This is a genomic window from Citrobacter sp. CK185, assembly GCF_030333565.1.
Taxonomy (GTDB): domain Bacteria; phylum Pseudomonadota; class Gammaproteobacteria; order Enterobacterales; family Enterobacteriaceae; genus Citrobacter_B; species Citrobacter_B koseri.
The window spans coordinates 168,794-186,702 of record NZ_JAOWFR010000024.1 but is presented as its reverse complement, the minus strand read 5'-3'; the positions used below and the strand labels follow the sequence as shown (position 1 = coordinate 186,702).

Here is a 17,909-nt window from a genome sequence, read left to right as displayed (position 1 = left end):
CACATTGTGTCAGGATGAATTACAGATGTATAGACGTCTACATGTCTTTATTAGTGAAATGAGTGAGGAACAGGCAATGTCGCAATACCGTACCTTTACCGCCCAGGATGCCGTGGAATACGCCCGAACGTTTGGCGGCATCGATGATCCATCCACACTGGTAGAGGCGCAGGAGGTGGGCGACGGCAACCTTAATCTGGTGTTTAAGATTTTCGATACCACAGGCGTAAGCCGCATCGTCGTCAAACAGGCGCTGCCTTACGTGCGCTGCGTCGGCGAATCCTGGCCGCTGACGCTGGATCGCGCTCGTCTTGAAGCGCAAACGCTGGTGGCGCATTACCAGCACTGCCCGCAGCATACGGTGAAAATCCACCATTTCGACCCTGAGCTGGCGGTGATGGTGATGGAAGATCTCTCCGACCATAACATCTGGCGCGGCGAACTGATTAAAGGCGCCTGGTATCCGCAGGCGGCACGCCAGCTCGGCGAATATCTGGCGCAAACGCTGTTTCACACCAGCGATTTTTATCTCCACCCGCATGACAAAAAAGCGCAGGTGGCGACATTTATTAACCCGGAGATGTGTGAGATCACCGAAGATCTGTTCTTCAACGATCCCTACCAGATCCACGAACGCAACAGCTATCCTGCGGAGATCGAAGGCGACGTCGCCGCACTGCGCAGTGACGCTCAGCTTAAGCTGGCGGTGGCGGCGCTCAAACATCGTTTCTTCTCCCATGCCGAAGCGCTACTGCACGGCGATATCCACAGCGGCTCGATCTTTGTCGCTGACGGTCGCCTGAAAGCCATCGACGCCGAGTTCGGCTACTTTGGGCCGATAGGCTTTGATGTGGGCACCGCCATCGGCAACCTGCTGCTGAACTTCTGCGGCCTGCCGGGCCATCTGGGCATTCGTGACGCCGCCGCCGCGCGTGAGCAGCGCCTGACGGATATTCAGGAGCTGTGGAACACCTTTGCTGAACGTTTTCAGGTGCTGGCGACGGAGAAAACCCGCGACGCGGCGCTACGCGCGCCGGGCTACGCGTCGGAATTTCTGAAAAAAGTCTGGGCGGACGCCATCGGCTTTTGCGGCACCGAGCTGATTCGCCGCAGCGTCGGGCTGTCGCACGTAGCGGATATCGATACCATTCAGGATGCGGAAATGCGCCATGAATGCCTGCGCCATGCTATTACCCTCGGAAAAGCGCTGATTGTGATTGCCGACCGGATTGAGAGCGTGGAAGCGCTGATCGCGCGGGTGCGGCAGTACAGCTAAGTGCGGGCTGTTTGCCCGGTGGCGCTACGCTTACCGGGCCTACGATCCGAATGCAGGCCGGGTAAGGCGAAGCCGCCACCCGGCAAATACTTACCCCAGATACTCAATCACTGATAACCCGCCGTTGTAATCCGTGCTGTAGATAATCCCCCGCGCATCGACAAACACATCGCAGGACTGGATCACCTGCGGGCGATTTGGCCGCGTATCCATCATCTTCTCAGGCGCCGCAGGCACCAGCGCGCCGGTCTCTACCGGACGATAAGGATTGGAAATATCATAAGCGCGCACCCCTGCGTTCTGGTAAGTGGCGAAAATCAGCGTCGAGCTAATAAAGCTGCCAGGGCGGTTTTCGTGCAGGTTATGCGGCCCGAAGTGCGCCCCTTTCGCCACGTAATCAGCCTCATCCGGCTGCGGGAAGGTGGCGATGCTCACCGGATTCGACGGCTCGCGGATATCAAACAGCCAGATCAGCTTTTCGCCGTCTTCCTGATTGTCGAGCACCGCTTCGTCCAGTACCACCAGCAGATCGCGGTCCGGCAGCGGCAGCGCAGTGTGTGTGCCGCCGCCAAACGGCGGGCTCCAGTTGCGATGGCTAATCAGTTTCGGCTGCGTGCGATCTTGCACATCCAGCAGCGTCAGACCACCGTCACGCCAGCTACCATAGGCGGTATCGCCAGCGATAATCGCGTGATGCAGCGCATAGCGTTTGCCCTCCGGCCAGTCTGGCGTCTCTCCCGCCGCCTGATTCATCCCTGGCAACCACCAGCGCCCGGCCACCTCTGGCTTACGCGGATCGGCCAGATCGATGGTCAGGAAGATGTAGTCGGTGAAACCGTCGATCAGCGCCGAAACGTAGGCCCAGCGTCCGCCGACGTACCAGATGCGGTGAATGCCAATCCCATTCAGGGAGAGAAAACCGATTTCACGCGGTTTATCCGGCGTGGAAATATCAAACACGCGCAGCCCTGCGCTCCAGCCCCGATCCTGCACATCGCTGACCGTCTCACCGACCTGCCGCGTGTAGTAGACCTTTTCATCAGCAAAGCGGGCATCGGCGAACAAATCGCGGGCGTTAATCACCAGCAGCAGATCGTCATGCGCCTGCAAATGCACGTTCCAGGTGCCTGGCGGTGCAGGCACATAGCCTGCCGCCCGTGGATTTTTCGGGTCACGCACGTCAACAATCGAAAACCCCTGCGACACCATATGGCCAATATAGGCAAAACCGCGATGTACCATCAGTTGTACGCCGTCCGGGCGACCGCCCTGGTCGCTATGGCCAATCAGCCGCATATTGCGGCTATAGTCGGGGCGCGGTAATTCAGTCACCTTAATCTCCTTTTGCCAAACGGCGTAACCGCCTTATCCGGCCTACAGGGAGCACATTGTAGGCCCGGTAAGCGCAGCGCCACCGGGCATTATTTATTCTTCGCTTCAAGCGTCGCAAACCACGGCGCGATAAAGTCTTCCGTCTGGCCCCAGCCCGGAATGATTTTGCCTAATGAGGCGACGTTAACCGCCCCCGGCTGCGCTGCCAGCAGCGCCTGCGGAATGGCTGCGGCTTTAAAATCGTAAGTGGCAGGCGTAGGTTCACCGGCAATCTTATTGGCAATCAGCCGCACGTTGGTGGCGCCAATCAGTTTCGGGTCAACGGCCACGCTCACCCTCCACGGGCTGCCCGCTTCGCGCATCAGTTGTAAATCCTGGTTGGAGATGTCGATGCTGTAGAGCTTAATCTCAGTGCGGCCATTCTCTTTCAGCGCTTTGTACGCCCCCTGGCTAAAGGCGTCCCAGGTCCCCCAGATAGCGTCGATTTTCCCTTTCGGGTATTTCGCCAGCACCGCGCCCACTTTGTTGGCGGTATCGCCCTGCACGTCGGAAGAGACCGCGCCGATAGACTCCAGCTCTTTAATCCCCGGATTGTCCTTCAGCATTTGCTGATAAGCCGCCTGGCGACGCTCCATCGGCGGGAAACCGGCGACCCACAGCTTGATAATATTGGCTTTACCGTTGAAATCTTTTACCAGTTGCCCGAAGGAGAGATGGGTCAGCGAGGCGTCATCCTGCTGAGTTACCGTCACGCCCGGGATCTCACCGTTGACGGCGGTATCAAACACCGCCACTTTGATCCCGGCATCTACCGCTTTCTTCACCAGCGCGGTGGAGTACGGATCGCGCCCCTGAGAGAGAATAATGCCGTCATACTTCTGGCTGATCGCCTGGTTAACGAAATCCTGGAATTTCGCGTCGTCGCCGTTGCTTAAAAAGGTGCTGACCTTAAAGCCGAGCTTTTTCCCCTCCTGAATCGCGCCCGCAACGAACTGGGTCGTGTTGTCATCAGAGCCAAGGTTGCGGATCACCGCAATGCGAACCGGGCCATTATGCCCGGCAATGGCCGCTGGCACCGGCGCAGGCGTTGCCGCATAGCCCGGCAGCGAACTCAGTAATCCCAGCGCCAACAAAGAAAGTGCAGTTTTTTTCATTATCGTTTCCCGTTGTGTTGTTAACGTTTTTGTATGTAGGTGATTGCCAGCGCCGCCGCCAGCACCAGCCCTTTTATAATGTCCATTGCGTAATAGGGCACCGAGAGCATCACCAGCCCGTTGGAGAGCACGCCAAGGATCACCGCCCCCACCAGCGTGCCGAGCGCATTCGGTTTGCCGGAACCGGCCAGCGAAAAGCCGATCCACGCCGCCGCGACGGCATCCATCAAATAGCCTCCCCCGGCGTTAACCTGTGAAGAGCCAATACGCGAAGCCAGCAGGATGCCCCCTAACCCCGCCAGCAACGAGGCAATAACGTAGGCCGCCACTTTATAGCGGGTGGTGCGAATACCGGAGAGACGCGCCGCTTCCGGGTTGCCGCCAATGGCGTACATCCGTCGCCCGTGGGTGGTCAGCGACAGCGCAAGCTGCGCCGCCAGCGTCACGACCAGCATCACGACAACAATAGTCGGCACCTGCCCCAGCGCGCCGAATGCCGCCGGAATAAGCCCCTCAGCCATTTCACCGCTCGGCAGCACCATGTTTTCAGTAATAGAGCCGCCGTAGCTGTAGGTCATCGCCACCCCCTGAATCACAAACAGGCTGGCAAGCGTGGCGAGCATGTCGGGAATACGCAGCACCACAATCAGAAAAGCGTTGAACAGCCCCACCAGCGTACAGAGCGCCAGGGTAATGACAATCGCCCCGGTGGTGCCAAAGCCGTGCCAGACGAACAGCGAAATCACCAGTGCGTTCGCCAGCGACGCGGTTGAGCCAACGGAAAGATCAAAACCGCCGACGGTAAGCGAGATGGAGACGCCAATCGCAATCACCGTGACGATCGCAATAGAGCGCAGGATGTTGATGATATTGAAGGGATCGAGGAAGTTATCCGACGCGACGCCAAAAATAGCGATCAGCGCGACAACCGTCAGCAGCATGCCCCACTTATAGAGAAAATCGAAAATCTGCTGGCGGCCAGACGCCGCTGCATTGACTGAAAGGGCCTTACTCACAACGCCGTTCCTCCGGTTGAATAATAAAGTAGTGTCTCTTCGCGGGCCTGCGCGCCTTCCACTTCCGCCACGATGCGCCCGTCCCACAACACGCAGATGCGGTCGCACAGTCCCACCAGTTCGGCGAACTCACCGGAGGCGTAAATCACCCCTTTGCCTTCCCGCGCCAGGCCGTCGATCAGCGCAAACAGGTCGGTTTTGGCTTTCACGTCCACGCCTTTGGTCGGCTCGTCGAAAATCAGCACGCGAGCGTCGCCGCGCAGCCATTTGCCGATCGCCACTTTCTGCTGGTTACCGCCAGAAAGCCGACGCAACACTTGCCCCGGCCCGCGAGCGCGCACGCCGACGCGGGCAATCACCGCTTCCGCCCAGCGCCATGCCTGACGATGACCAAACAAGCTCCAGCGCGAGAAACGGTTATCGGAGGCAACCGCCAGGTTCATGGCGACGGACTCATCAATAAAAATGCCCTCTTTGCGCCGTTCCTCCGGCACCAGCGCCAGCCCGCGCGTCACCGAATCAACCGGGTCGCGCGGCGTCCACGGTTGATGATTGAGTTCGCCGCGTTCAACGCGGCTTTTCGACGCGCCGAACAGCGCCTTGCACAGCTCGGTTTTCCCGGCTCCCGCCAGCCCGGCGATACCGAGAATTTCACCTTTATGCAGGTGCAAACTGATATTTTTCAGCAGCCGTTCATCATGCAGCCCTTCCACGCGCAGCAGCGTTTCATCAGCATGCGGCGGGCGTTTTGGCGGATAGATATCGTTTAACTCATGACCCAGCATCTTCTCGACGATGGCGTCAGCACTCAGTTCCGCCATCGGCCCGGACTCAATCAACTTGCCATCGCGCAGTACGGTTAAGGTGTCGCAAATGGCCTTCAGCTCATGAATGCGATGGGAGATAAACACCACGCCGATCCCCTGTTGTTGCAGGCGTTTCACCACTGCAAACAGCCGTTCGCTTTCATGCTGATCGAGCGGCGCGGTGGGTTCATCGAGGATCAGAAAACGACAGTGGTGCGAGAGCGCGCGGGCCAGCAGGATCTGCTGCTTTTCGGCGAGCGTGCAACCATCGATGACCCGGCGCACGTCCAGATGAATATCGAGCTGGGCCAGCGCGTCACGCGCCTGCTGGCGAATAACACGCCAGCGGTAGCGGTGTCCCGGCTGCGCCAGCTGATCGAGCATAATATTTTCCGCAATACTCAACCCAGGGATCAGCGCAACATCTACCTCCTGCTGCACCAGATGAATGCCCAGCCGTTTGGCGTCCAGCGGTTCGCGTATCGGCACCGGCTGGTTATTAATTGCAATTTCCCCTTCGTAATGGTCGTGCGTGCCGCAGAGCACCGCCATCAGCGTGGATTTCCCCGCACCGTTCGCCCCCGTCAGCGCGTGCACGGAACCGCCCGTCAGGGTGAAATCAACGCGGGAAAGCGCCTGAAAGCCGGAAAAGGCCAGGCTGATACCGCGCATGTCGAGGCGACTGGAGAGCATCCGCTGTAAATCCTTTCTGATAATCATTTGATTTACGAAATTTTTCACAGCTCTCCCTGACTGACAACGACATAAAAAGCATAAGATAAAGCAAAATATTATTAGCCATCCAGATGTCTATAAATAACATCGGGTTAGCCCATCGCAAAGGGATCGCATCATGAGTAAGAATACTGACCACAACGCGGCAACGGGCTTCGCGGGTGGACTAAAACCCATCAAGGAAAGCGGGCATTTATCAGCCCCAATAAATCAGCTCTTTTTTATCTTTTAGATTTAGTTTAAGTCGATATATATCAATTCCAGATTATCAACCTGCATTTATGTGTTTCATATTTATGACACGCCAGGTTTATTAAAAATAAAAATTCATTTGAAGTGCTTTCATATAAATGATGATTAGTAGAGAATGTAACACCTCAGATAAAACCGCCATTTACTATTATTTACCTGATGCACAATGGGTAAAATTTGCATTTTATATAAATAGCGTCATGGAGTTTTCATGAAAAACAACACAGTTGTCACGCAAAAAGAATATTTGCTTAACAATAAAACAACGTTATTATCAACCACAGATAAAGACAGTCATATTACCTATGCTAACTCTGCATTTATCGACGCCAGCGGATTTAATGAAACGCAGCTAATGGGTAAACCACATAATATTATTCGCCACCCGGACATGCCCTCTGCCGCTTTCGCTGACATGTGGCACACGATACTGCAAGGCGATAGCTGGACCGGGCTGGTCAAAAACCGGCGACAAAACGGCGATCATTACTGGGTACGCGCAAATGTTACCCCTGTCTGGCAAAATGAAAAATTAACGGGGTATATTTCAGTACGCACCGTGCCTTCCCGGGATGAGGTTTCGCACAGCGAACAGCTTTATCAGAAAATAAACAATAATGGAATTAAAGGGTTTCGACTTTTTAAAGGCATAATTATCCGTCGCGGAGCGCTGTCCTGGCTTTCGATGTTTAAATGGCTGTCTGTTAGCCAACGCGTCAATTATGCTTTAGCCATCACCAATCTGGCAGCCCTGTTATTTATTTTCTTACCTGTTCCTCCTGCTATTCAGGGAGGCAGCATCATCGTGTTATTTTTTCTCCTGGCTATTTACCTTAAGGTTCAAATTTGTCAGCCGGTTAATACGCTGCTGGTGCAGATGCAAAAAGTGGTTTCGGGCCGTAAACCTGATAATTGCCATTTGCAGCGTGTGGACGAAATAGGAATGCTCATGCGACTGGTGAATCAATCGGGGCTTAATCTGCGCTCCCTGGTTGATGATGTCAGCACGCAAATATCCGGTATTCAGGCTATCAGCCAGCGCGTGTCTCAGGAAGGCACGGCATTGCAGAGCCGCTCAGAAGAGACATCTGCCGACCTGCAACAAACCGCCGCAGCCATTGAAGAGATCGGCAGCGCTGTGCAACAAACCGCGGATACCGCGGCCCAGACAATGACGATGGCCGACAGTACCAGCGCCAATGCGACTGAAGGCGGCCATATCATGAAGCAAACCATCACCATGATGCAGGCTATCTCACGCGATAACAGTCAAATCGTGGACATTATCGGCGTCATTGACAGTATTGCTTTTCAGACCAACATCCTGGCGCTGAATGCAGCGGTCGAAGCGGCTCGCGCCGGTGAATCCGGGCGCGGATTTGCGGTCGTTGCCGCAGAGGTGCATAACCTCGCCCAGCATTCTGCGTCTGCGGCAAAAGAGATCAAACAGCTTATCGAGAAAAACGTCACCAACGTCAATACGGGAGTGCAAATGGTCGAGCAGACGGAAACACACCTTACCGGAATGATCGATGACGTGTTGCAGATGTCTACCATGATCAAAGAGATAAGCCTGGCGACGCGGGAACAAACTTTAGCGCTCGAACAGATCAACAATTCAATTTCACGAATTGGTTCCATGACGGACAACAATGCGGAAATGGTGGAGCAGGTGACGGATGCCGCGGGGGATTTAACGGGACGCGCGTCACGGCTGCAACAGGCCGTACAGGTTTTTGGCGCCTCACGATAGCAGCGAAAAGCAAAAAGCCCTCAGCATACGCCAGGGGCTTTTTTATTTACCGCGTTCTCAACGCGCAGGGTAATCGCGGTTAATCCACGCGTGATCGTCTTCCCAGGTGAAAATCCATTTGCGCACCGGGCCTGCCATCACATTCAGGTAATAACTGTCATACCCGGCCATTGTCGCCACCGGATGATAGCCTTTCGGCACCATCACGACGTCACGGTTGTAGACCGCCATACACTCATCGAGCGAGCGATCGTCGGTGTATACCCGCTGCATACAAAATCCCTGTTCCGGGTTGAGGCGATGGTAATACGTCTCCTCAAGAAGGGTCTCGTAAGGCGGATTATCAGTGTCGTGCTTGTGGCTCGGGTACGAACTGGTACAGCCTTCGTGAGTCCACACTTCCACCACCAGCAGACTATCGGCGGGTTTATCTTCCGGCAGAATGTTGTGTACATAGCGCTGGTTATGCCCCTTGCCCCTTGCCTCGCCGTCGATATCCTGCGGCGCAATCAGGCGGGTGGGATACGTTCCCTTGCCCGGTGCGGCGCATACCGCCAGCTCCAGCTTCGTTAACGCCTGTACCTGTACCGTTTCTCCGGGCGTAACGTATACCGCCCACGGCTTAATACGCTCGAACGGGCTCATCCGCTCGCCAATCTCTGAAAACTGCGCGGTTGGCGTGGTGACAGACGCCCTCCCCGCCACCAGCACCAGACAGCGCTCTTCAGCAACGGCGGGAAGATGCAACTGCTGCCCCTCTTCAAGCTCAAACGTGTCAAAACCGACGTAGCCCCAGCCTGCCCGCTCCGGGGTGACGGACTGGGTACGTCCCTGCGCGTCAGGCTGTTGCCAGCGTGACAGTAAACGTGACATAGCGCCTCCTCAGATAAGACCGGCATCCCGCGCCAGGCGGCTCAGGTTGTTATATCCCAGCCGCGCGTAAGTCAGCGGATGGGCAATCGCCGGGTCCTGCTCCGCCTCTACCACCAGCCAGCCCTGATAATCGTGCTCTTTCAGCAGTCGCATAATCGGCGGGTAATCCACGCAGCCGTCGCCCGGTACGGTAAAGACGCCGCTGAGCACCGCATCCAGAAAGCTGGTTTTACGGTTTTTCACATCCGCCAGCACGTCGGCGCGCACGTCTTTACAGTGCACATGATTAATACGGCTCGCCCAGCGTTGCGCCACCGCCAGCGGGTCGGCACCTGCGAAGGTCAAATGTCCGGTGTCGAGCAGCAGCCCCACCTCATCACCGGTATGGGTCATCAGATTGTCCACATCCTCTGCGGACTCAATCACCGTCCCCATATGGTGATGATAAGCAATCTGCACCCCCTGCTGCTGTGTATAGCGGGCGAACGCGGTGAGCTTCTCACCATACTCCGCCCAGCGCGCCTGCGGGAATCGCGGACGCAGGTGAACCGGCGTCTGCTGTTCGCCGTGAATGCAATGGCTCACCTCAGCGAAAACCATCACTTTCGCCCCCAGCTCGCGCAATAACGTCAAATGCGCCTGCGCCGCCGCAATCTCTTCTTCTATGCTCCGCTCCAGCAGGCGACCGGAATACCACCCCGACACCAGCTTCAGATCGTGGCGTTGCAGGATTGGCCCCAGCAGACGCGCCTCGCGAGGGAATTTATTACCGAGTTCAAAGCCCGCAAAACCAGCCTCTTTACCTTCGCTCAGACAGGTATCCAGCGGCGTTTCCGCGCCAAGAGAGGGCAAATCATCATTGGTCCATGTCAGCGGATTAATGCCTAATTGCACAGCCATAATGTTCTCCTAAAGTTATGCCTGCCCGCGCTCGCGCCACCAGGCGATCAGTTGCAGATAGTTATCCCGAATGCGCGTCACCAGTTGCGCATCGTCAATGTCATGTTTCAGCCATGCGCGGGAAGCCTCGCCAAACAGCGTGCGCCCCACCGCAAACCCCTTCACCAGCTCATGTCCGGCAGCGGCTCTGAACCCTGCGCGTAACTGTTCGGCTGGCGCATCCAGCCCAAGAATCACCACGCCACGGCAGTGCGGGTCGCGGCGTTCGATAATGTCACTCAGCGACGTCCAGCCATCAGAGGAGAGCGGCGGCAGTTTCCACCAGTCGGGGTAAATGCCCAGGTTGTAGAAGCGGGAGATAGCCCGCAGGTAAAGCTCATCGCTGCGCGGCATACCCACAGGTAAAATCACTTCCAGCAGCAGCTCATGCCCCGACTGACAGCAGGCGTGATACACCTCGGCGATTTTCTGCTCCTGCTCCAGGCGCAGGCCGTGGGCATCTTCCGGGTGGAAAAAGACCAGGCACTTCACCACATGCTCCTGCGGCCAACTGATAAGCTGAGTGCCAATGTTGCCGTGCTCCATCTCCAGCGGCCGTGAGCCGGGAAGCTCAATCGGGCGGCCAATCCACCACCCTTCGCCGGTTATCGCATTCAGCGCATCCTGGCCAAACGTTCCGTCGCACAGCAGACCGGCTTTTCCTTCCAGCCCCGCGCTGTTCGCCGCATCGCGGCTGGCCTGTAAGATCAGCGTTTTCAGCGCCGGAATGCGCTTCAGGGAGGCGCCGCACTGTAGCGCCATCTCTTCAAGCTGACTGCGGTGATCAAACGCCATCACGCACAGTTCCGGCCAGTTCCGCCGACGCGTCGTGACGCGGTGCAGATGATTAAGCCGTGGATCAAGATCCGGGCGTGGCACCTGATGCTCGCGGGAGAGGTAGTCATCCAGCTCCACCTTACTCGGCATCGCGGGCGCGCAACCGTGGCGCGAAACCACCAGCGCGCCGCAGGCGTTGGCGTAGCGGCAGGCCTGCTCCCAGCCTTCATCATTGAGATAACCGCGCAGCAGCCCCGACATAAACGCATCGCCCGCGCCGAGCACATTGAGCACCTCGACGCGCACGCCGGTCACCGTCAGCCCGTCATCCAGCGATGGCGGAATCGCGTCGGTATACACCGAGCAGCCCAGCGCGCCGCGTTTACAAACCAGCGTCGCCGCGCTTACCTCACGCACCTGCGCCAGCGCCTGCACGGTATCGGTAGCGCCGCCCGCAATATGAAACTCCTCCTCGGTGCCGACGATCACATCAAACAGGTGCAACACCGCCTGCAACTGGCGAGTGACCTGCTCTGCGGCAATAAAGCGCGTTTCGCCGTCGCCCAGCGAGGTCAGCCCCCACAGCACCGGACGATAGTCGATATCCAGAACCGTGCGCACGCCGTGACGGCGGGCACAGGTCAGCGCGGTCAGCACCGCGTCGCGGGTTTGCGGATGAGAAAGATGGGTCCCGGTGATGGCGAGGCAGCGGGATGAAGCGATGTACTGCTCGTCAACATCGCTGGCGGTAATCGCCATATCCGCGCAGTTATCGCGATAAAAAATCAGTGGAAAGGTGTCCCGGTCTTTAATGCCGAGTAGCACCAGCGCCGTCAGGCGTTCTTTATCCGTTATCAGATGGCTGGTATCGCAGCCAACATGGTTAAGCTCTTCGCGCAAAAAGCGCCCCATATGTTCGTCGCCCACTCTTGCCAGCATCGACGAACGCAGCCCCTGACGCGCGGCGCCGTAGGCGACATTCCCTGAGGAACCGCCGAGGTATTTGGCAAAACTTGAGACATCCTCCAGCCGTGCGCCAATCTGCTGGCTGTAGAGGTCAACCGCCACGCGGCCCATGCATATCACATCAAACTGCTTTTCCACGTTGATACCTCGTCAGACAATATCGTTCACATTCAGCCAGCGGCCTTCCTGATGCGAGAGCGCGATGGCGTCCAGCACGCGCGACACTTTCCAGCCCTCTTCAAAATCCGGCCACATCGGCGCATCGGCGGCAACGCCGTTCACCAGGTCGCGGATTTCCACCGTTTTCTGATCGTTAAAGCCGATGCCGTGCCCCGCCCCCATGCAAAACGCGGCATAGTCCGGGTGCGCGGGCCCCACCAGCAGGGTGCGAAATCCCTGGCGGTTAACCGGATCGTCATGCAGATAGAGCTTCAGCTCGGCCATTCGCTCCTGGGTAAAACTGATGGCGCCTTTGGTGCCGGTAATCACGTATGACAGCCCCATTTTGCGCCCGCAGGCCACGCGGGAGGTTTCGATCACCCCCTGCGCGCCGCTGGCGAATCGCACCATCGCGTGCGCCTGATCTTCGTTTTCCACGACCACCTTCTGCGCCGATCCCGCGCTGGCCGGGCGCTCCGGCACCACAATTTTCAGGTCGCCGCAGACCTCGCGAATATCGCCGACCAGGTAGTGCGCCATATTGACGATATGCGCCGCCAGATCGCCCAGCGCCCCTAACCCCGCCGTCTCCTTAAAGCAGTGCCAGTGAATGGGGGAAAGCGGGTCGGCCATATAGTCCTCGTTGTGGGTGCCGTAGAAGTGGATCACATCGCCTATCTCCCCTCGCGCGATGATCTCTTTTGCCAGCGCCGCCGTCGGGTTCTTCATATAGTTAAAGCCCACCAGCGTTTTCACCCCGGCCTGTTTTGCGGCCTCAACCATTTCGCGGGCATCGTGAGCGTTCAGCGCCAGCGGCTTTTCCGAATAGACGTGCTTACCGTGGCGAATGGCCGCCAGCGCCATCTCTTTATGCAGATGGTTGGGCGAACAGATATCCACCACATCGATATTCGGGTCTGCCACCAGCTCACGCCAGTCGCCGGTCGAACGGCGAAACCCGAATGCCTGCGCCCGTTCCGCCGCCAGCTCCGGCGTCACTTCCGCCACCATTTCGCGCACCAGCTGGCCTTGCAGGTTGAACACCGTCGGCGCCTGGGCATAGGCAATGGCGTGCGCCTTGCCGATGTATCCCGTCCCAATCAATCCAATTCGCACTTGTTTCATTATTTATCCCTCACAGCGCGCCACGACGGCTCTTGGCATAGGTATCAAACGCCACCGCCAGCACAATAATCAGCCCGGTAATAATTTGTTGGTAGTAGGCGGAGACGTTCATCAGCACCAGACCGTTTATCAGAATGCCCATAATGATCGAGCCGATAACGGTGCCGCCGATGCGGCCATAGCCGCCCATCAGCGATGTCCCGCCAATGACCACCGAGGCGATAACGCGCAGCTCAAAGGAGATCCCGGCCACCGCCTCCGCGCTGCCCAGACGGGCGCTCAGTACAAACCCCGCCAGCCCGGCCAGACAGCCAATCACGACATACACGCTGACCAGCACACGTTTGACGTTGACCCCGGCAAGACGCGCCGCCTCCGGGTTGCCGCCAATGGCGTAGACGAAACGGCCCCAGCGCGTTTTGTGCAACGCCAGATAACCACCGATCGCCACCAGCGCAAAAATCCAGATCGGGATGGAGATACCGAGCAGTTCACCACGCCCCCACCAGCGGTAGCCCTGATCAAAACCGGCAATGGGCGCGCCGTCGTTAATCACCAGCGTCAGGCCGCGCCAGATGGTCATCCCGCCAAGGGTGACAATGAACGGCGGCAGGCGCAGGCGGGTCACGCCCAGGCCATGCAGGAAGCCAATCGCCGTCCCCATCGCCAGGCAGATGCCGAGGCCAATCAGCCAGCTCATCCCGCCCCAGGCGCTCGGGTCTACCGTGGTGAAGTTGTCGCCTTTAATCACGTATGCTGCCGTCATGGCGCATACCGCCAGAATGGAGCCGACAGACAGATCGATTCCGGCGGTCAGAATGACGAACGTCATTCCCACGGCCATGATCCCGTAGATCGACACCTCGGTCAGAATGTTGAAAATATTGCGTTCTGACAGGAAGTTACTGTTCTGCGTCTGGAAAAAAATCAGCAGCAGGAACATAAAAATCAGTACCCCAAAGCGCTCGAAAAAAGCGATCGGATCGATACGTCCGCTACGTTTGGCAGGGGGTTGCGTTTTGGTCACTATCTGCGTCATGTGAAACTCCGTTATGCCGCGTTCAGGGCGTTATGGTTGATGGCCATCATCATCATGAGCCGCTCTTCGGTGGCGTCATCGCCGTGGATTTCACCGGTTACCCGGCCTTCGCTTAAGGTGATGATCCGGTCGGAAACCGCCATCACTTCGGGCAGATCGGAAGAGATCACAATCACCGCCACGCCCTGTTTCGCCATATCAAACAGCACCTGGTGCACCTCGGATTTGGTGCCCACATCAATGCCGCGCGTCGGTTCATCAACAATCAGCACCCGTGGATTGAGCGCCATACAGCGCGCGAGGATCACTTTCTGCTGATTGCCGCCGGAGAGCTTGCGCACCTCCTGTTCGCTGTTGACCATCTTGATTTGCAGCGCCTGGCGGTAAGATTCGATCAGGTCATCTTCTTTGCGGGTGTTGACGAAAAAGCGCCAGCGCAGCAGCGAAGAGAGACTGGAGAGCGACAGGTTGTCGCGAATAGACAGTCCCAGCACCGCCCCCTCTTTTTTGCGATCTTCCGGCACCAGCGCCACGCCCTGATCCAGCGCGTACATCGGGTCACGGGGGTGATACGCCGCGCCGTCCAGCTCAAACGTCCCGGAAGTAAAGCCGTCAGCGCCAAAAAGACAGCGCGCCACTTCGGTACGCCCGGCGCCGACCAGCCCCGCAATCCCCAGCACCTCCCCGGCGTGAACGTGAAAGCTGATGTCGTGCAGCGCAATGCCGTGCGGGTCCAGCGGCGGCTTTTCGCGACACAGCCCCTTCACCGCAAGGCGAATCGGTTTGTCTTCATGATGGGTTTCGCTGGGGGGGCGACGATTAAAGGCCACGTCTCGTCCCACCATCAGGCGGATCAGCTGTTCCACGTTGGTTTCCGCGACCGCGCCGCTGCCGGTAAAACGGCCATCCTGAAACACGGTAAAGCGATCGCAGAGCTGGAAAACTTCATGCAGGCGATGGGTGACATAAATAATGCTCACGCCCCGGCCTTTAAGTTCCCGCACGACGCGGTGCAGGCTTTCCACTTCGCTGTCGCTCAGCGCGGCGGAAGGTTCATCCATAATGATGAGCTTCGCGTTCAGGGTCAGCGCGCGGGCGATCTCCACCATTTGCTGCTGCGCCACGCTCAGGCGGGCAACCGGCGTGGTCGGCGCGACATTCAGTTGCAGATAGTCCAGCACCACCTGCGCCTCCTGGTTCACGGCCTTCGCATCGACGATCACATTACGTTTACGCGGCTCGCGCCCGAGAAACATATTTTCCGCAACGGTCATGTTGGGCAGCAGATTAAATTCCTGATAGATGGTAATGATGCCTTTGTTTTGCCGCTCAACCGGCGAATCCTCCACCGGCAGCGTTTCGCCATTGAACCAGATGTCCCCACGGGTCTGCGGCTGCGCCCCTGCCAGCGCTTTCAGCAGCGTGGACTTCCCCGCGCCGTTCTCGCCAAGCAGCGCATGAATCTCCCCCGTCCCGACGGTCAGTTGTACGTTGCTCAACGCCCAGACGCCGGAAAAGCTCTTTGCCAGATCGGTAACGTTCAGTAAGGGTTGCAACATCGGTCTGCTCCTCCTTTAATGCGAGCCGCCGCAGCGACGGCGGCTCCGGGCAAATCAGTTACCGGCTTCGCCGATACGCTCGGCCTGTTGCAGGTTCTCTTTAGTGATTAACGTCGGCGGATAATCCGCACCGGTGATGGCTTTCTTCTCACGCACGTTCGCAACCAGCTGGCTCATCGCCGTCTGTACCGCGAACCCCGGACGCTGATCCGCCGTCGCCGCCATCCAGCCGTCGCGCACCCGCGCCAGCGCTTCCGGCACCGCGTCAAATCCTGTCACCAGAATTTCGCCCGGTTTCACCCCCTGCCCCTGCAACGCTTCAATCGCGCCCAGCGCCATATCATCGTTGGCGGAGAGGATGACCTGCGGACGTTTTTTCAACGACGGCAGCACGCTTTCAACAATGCGCATTCCTTCCGAACGCATCCAGTTACCGGTCTGGTCAGCAACAATGCGGTACGTATCGCCCCCCGCCTTCAGGCTGTCGCGAATGCCTTTGGTGCGTTCAATATTGGAAGAAGAACCCGGCTGGCCGGTCAGCAGCACAATGTCCGCGCCGTCAGGAAATTTGCTTTTGACAAAGTCGCCAATGGCCTGGCCGCCCTTGTAGTTGTTCGCGCCAAAATGCGGAACCTGCTTCTGGCTATCGACGGAGCGATCGAGCGTCACCACCGGCAGCTTAGCGTCCTGAATCTCATCCACCGCGCTGGAAACTGCGTTGACATCATTCGGGGAGACGATGAATCCCTGGGCGCCGCGGGTGATGGCGTTTTCCAGATCGGCAACCTGCTTCGGCGAACTTCCCTGCCCGTCCAGAACCTGTAGGCTGACGCCCATCTCTTTCGCGGCTTTCACCGCCGTGCGCTGCATGTGAACTTCAAACGGCATTGCCAGATTCGGCGTGCTGAAAACAATTTGTTCGTTCTCGGCCATTGCCGCCCCGGCTGTCATGGCGATGAAGGCGGCTAAAATCAGCTTTTTCATTGTTATGTCTCTCTGTGTAGGGTGTGTTGTTATGGAAAATCAGAGGAGAACTTCACGCTGGCTGTGCAATGACTCCAGCGCTTTATCAGCCAGATACAGCGCACGCTCACCGTCATCACCGCTGCACTCCGGCACTGCCTCGCCGCGTAAGATGGCGACAAAGTGCTCCCACTCGGCGGCATAGGCAGCCTGATAACGTTGCAGGAAGAAATGCTCAGGCAGCGCGCTGGTGCAGCCGTTCTGGCCAAAGTGCTGCACCTGGTTTTCGAGGATATTGCCCGCCGTAAGCAGACCTTCGGAACCGTGCAGTTCCAGACGCTGGTCATAGCCATAAGACGAGCGACGGCTGTTAACGATGGTCGCCAGCGCGCCGGAGGCATACTTGAGCACGATAAACGCGGTGTCGATATCGCCTGCCGCGCCAATTGCCGGATCGACCAGATTGCTTCCCTGGGCGTAGACCGAAACAGGCTCTTCCCCCATGATGAAACGCGCCATATCGAAATCGTGGATGGTCATATCGCGGAACATCCCGCCGGAGACGCGCACATATTCCGCAGGCGGCGGAGAAGGATCGCGGGAGATAATCAGCAATGATTCCGGCTTGCCGATGCGCCCGCTCTGCGCCTCGGTTTTAACGCGGCGGAACTGTGGGTCGAAACGACGGTTAAAGCCGATAAACAGCGGCACGTCGAACTCTTTGACCACTTTCAGGCAGTCGCGCACGCGGGCAAGATCAAGATGTACGGGCTTTTCACAGAAAATGGCTTTGCCGTGGCGGGCGGCCAGTTCAATCAAATCGGCGTGGGTATCCGTGGCGGAGGCAATCAGCACGGCATGAACATCAGGATCGGTCATCGCCTCATCAAGACTTTGCTGACGGGCCTGATATTGCGTAGCCAGGCGGGAGGCAAAGGTCTCGTTCGGATCAACGACAGACCACAGGGTAGTCTCTTTGTGGGTTGCGATGTTAGCGGCATGTACCTGACCAATTCGGCCAGCTCCCAGTAAAGCAATGTTAAACATAACGGCTCCCGGTGTTGGTGAATGCGGTGAACTAACGACCCCTTAAATAAAACATTTATTTCATTTTTATAAATAGTGAAAATTATGTTTTTGCGCGCAAGTTAACATTCTTGTGATGATTGAGGTAAATTTTGTTAT

14 protein-coding genes are annotated in these 17,909 nt (G+C 57.5%); 2 read left to right on the top strand and 12 right to left on the bottom strand.

Going from position 1 to position 17,909, the window contains the following annotated elements; genetic code table 11:
- The first annotated feature begins 76 nt into the window (after positions 1–76).
- Positions 77–1,276 (top strand): S-methyl-5-thioribose kinase, encoded by a 1,200-nt coding sequence (mtnK, locus tag OGV79_RS12070; protein WP_024130868.1) that lies wholly within the window; start codon positions 77–79, stop codon positions 1,274–1,276.
- Positions 1,277–1,366: 90 nt separating this feature from the next.
- Here the strand turns inward: mtnK and OGV79_RS12065 are convergent, their stop codons facing one another.
- The 4 genes from OGV79_RS12065 to OGV79_RS12050 all read right to left on the bottom strand — a co-directional run bounded on the left by OGV79_RS12065 (position 1,367) and on the right by OGV79_RS12050 (position 6,277).
- On the bottom strand, positions 1,367–2,608 hold the full coding sequence (locus tag OGV79_RS12065) for an LVIVD repeat-containing protein (RefSeq protein WP_024130869.1): 1,242 nt from the start codon (positions 2,606–2,608) through the stop codon (positions 1,367–1,369).
- 89 nt (positions 2,609–2,697) lie between these two features.
- Positions 2,698–3,762 carry a sugar ABC transporter substrate-binding protein gene (locus OGV79_RS12060; protein ID WP_047461800.1) on the bottom strand — a complete coding sequence of 355 codons (1,065 nt, stop codon included), beginning with the start codon at positions 3,760–3,762 and terminating at the stop codon, positions 2,698–2,700.
- A gap of 20 nt (positions 3,763–3,782) precedes the next feature.
- Complete coding sequence (locus OGV79_RS12055; protein WP_047461798.1) at positions 3,783–4,778, bottom strand: ABC transporter permease; 996 nt, start codon at positions 4,776–4,778, stop codon at positions 3,783–3,785.
- On the bottom strand, positions 4,775–6,277 hold the full coding sequence (locus tag OGV79_RS12050) for a sugar ABC transporter ATP-binding protein (RefSeq protein WP_286468515.1): 1,503 nt from the start codon (positions 6,275–6,277) through the stop codon (positions 4,775–4,777). Before OGV79_RS12050 ends, OGV79_RS12055 begins: the two co-directional genes overlap by 4 nt.
- A gap of 505 nt (positions 6,278–6,782) precedes the next feature.
- On the opposite strand from OGV79_RS12050, the gene OGV79_RS12045 reads away from it, so the two are divergent.
- Positions 6,783–8,324, top strand: coding sequence for a methyl-accepting chemotaxis protein (locus OGV79_RS12045; protein WP_286468459.1), 1,542 nt, complete (start codon positions 6,783–6,785; stop codon positions 8,322–8,324).
- A gap of 57 nt (positions 8,325–8,381) precedes the next feature.
- Here OGV79_RS12045 and iolB read toward each other — a convergent pair whose 3' ends face one another.
- The 8 genes from iolB to iolG are packed head-to-tail and all read right to left on the bottom strand — an operon-like array spanning position 8,382 to position 17,771.
- On the bottom strand, positions 8,382–9,197 hold the full coding sequence (gene iolB, locus OGV79_RS12040) for a 5-deoxy-glucuronate isomerase (RefSeq protein ID WP_058667985.1): 816 nt from the start codon (positions 9,195–9,197) through the stop codon (positions 8,382–8,384).
- 9 nt (positions 9,198–9,206) lie between these two features.
- Positions 9,207–10,097, bottom strand: a complete 891-nt coding sequence (gene iolE, locus OGV79_RS12035) for a myo-inosose-2 dehydratase (RefSeq protein WP_286468455.1) — start codon at positions 10,095–10,097, stop codon at positions 9,207–9,209.
- Positions 10,098–10,112: 15 nt separating this feature from the next.
- Positions 10,113–12,017: a bifunctional 5-dehydro-2-deoxygluconokinase/5-dehydro-2-deoxyphosphogluconate aldolase gene (locus tag OGV79_RS12030; protein ID WP_286468454.1), complete on the bottom strand. Its 1,905-nt coding sequence runs from the start codon at positions 12,015–12,017 to the stop codon at positions 10,113–10,115.
- Between the two features lie 12 nt (positions 12,018–12,029).
- Positions 12,030–13,163, bottom strand: a complete 1,134-nt coding sequence (locus OGV79_RS12025; protein ID WP_115181254.1) for a Gfo/Idh/MocA family protein — start codon at positions 13,161–13,163, stop codon at positions 12,030–12,032.
- Between the two features lie 10 nt (positions 13,164–13,173).
- Positions 13,174–14,202 carry an ABC transporter permease gene (locus OGV79_RS12020; RefSeq protein ID WP_012134752.1) on the bottom strand — a complete coding sequence of 343 codons (1,029 nt, stop codon included), beginning with the start codon at positions 14,200–14,202 and terminating at the stop codon, positions 13,174–13,176.
- A gap of 11 nt (positions 14,203–14,213) precedes the next feature.
- Positions 14,214–15,761 carry a sugar ABC transporter ATP-binding protein gene (locus OGV79_RS12015; RefSeq protein WP_047461783.1) on the bottom strand — a complete coding sequence of 516 codons (1,548 nt, stop codon included), beginning with the start codon at positions 15,759–15,761 and terminating at the stop codon, positions 14,214–14,216.
- 54 nt (positions 15,762–15,815) lie between these two features.
- Positions 15,816–16,745: a substrate-binding domain-containing protein gene (locus OGV79_RS12010; protein ID WP_012134754.1), complete on the bottom strand. Its 930-nt coding sequence runs from the start codon at positions 16,743–16,745 to the stop codon at positions 15,816–15,818.
- A gap of 39 nt (positions 16,746–16,784) precedes the next feature.
- Positions 16,785–17,771 carry an inositol 2-dehydrogenase gene (gene iolG, locus OGV79_RS12005; RefSeq protein WP_012134755.1) on the bottom strand — a complete coding sequence of 329 codons (987 nt, stop codon included), beginning with the start codon at positions 17,769–17,771 and terminating at the stop codon, positions 16,785–16,787.
- Positions 17,772–17,909: the final 138 nt, after the last annotated feature.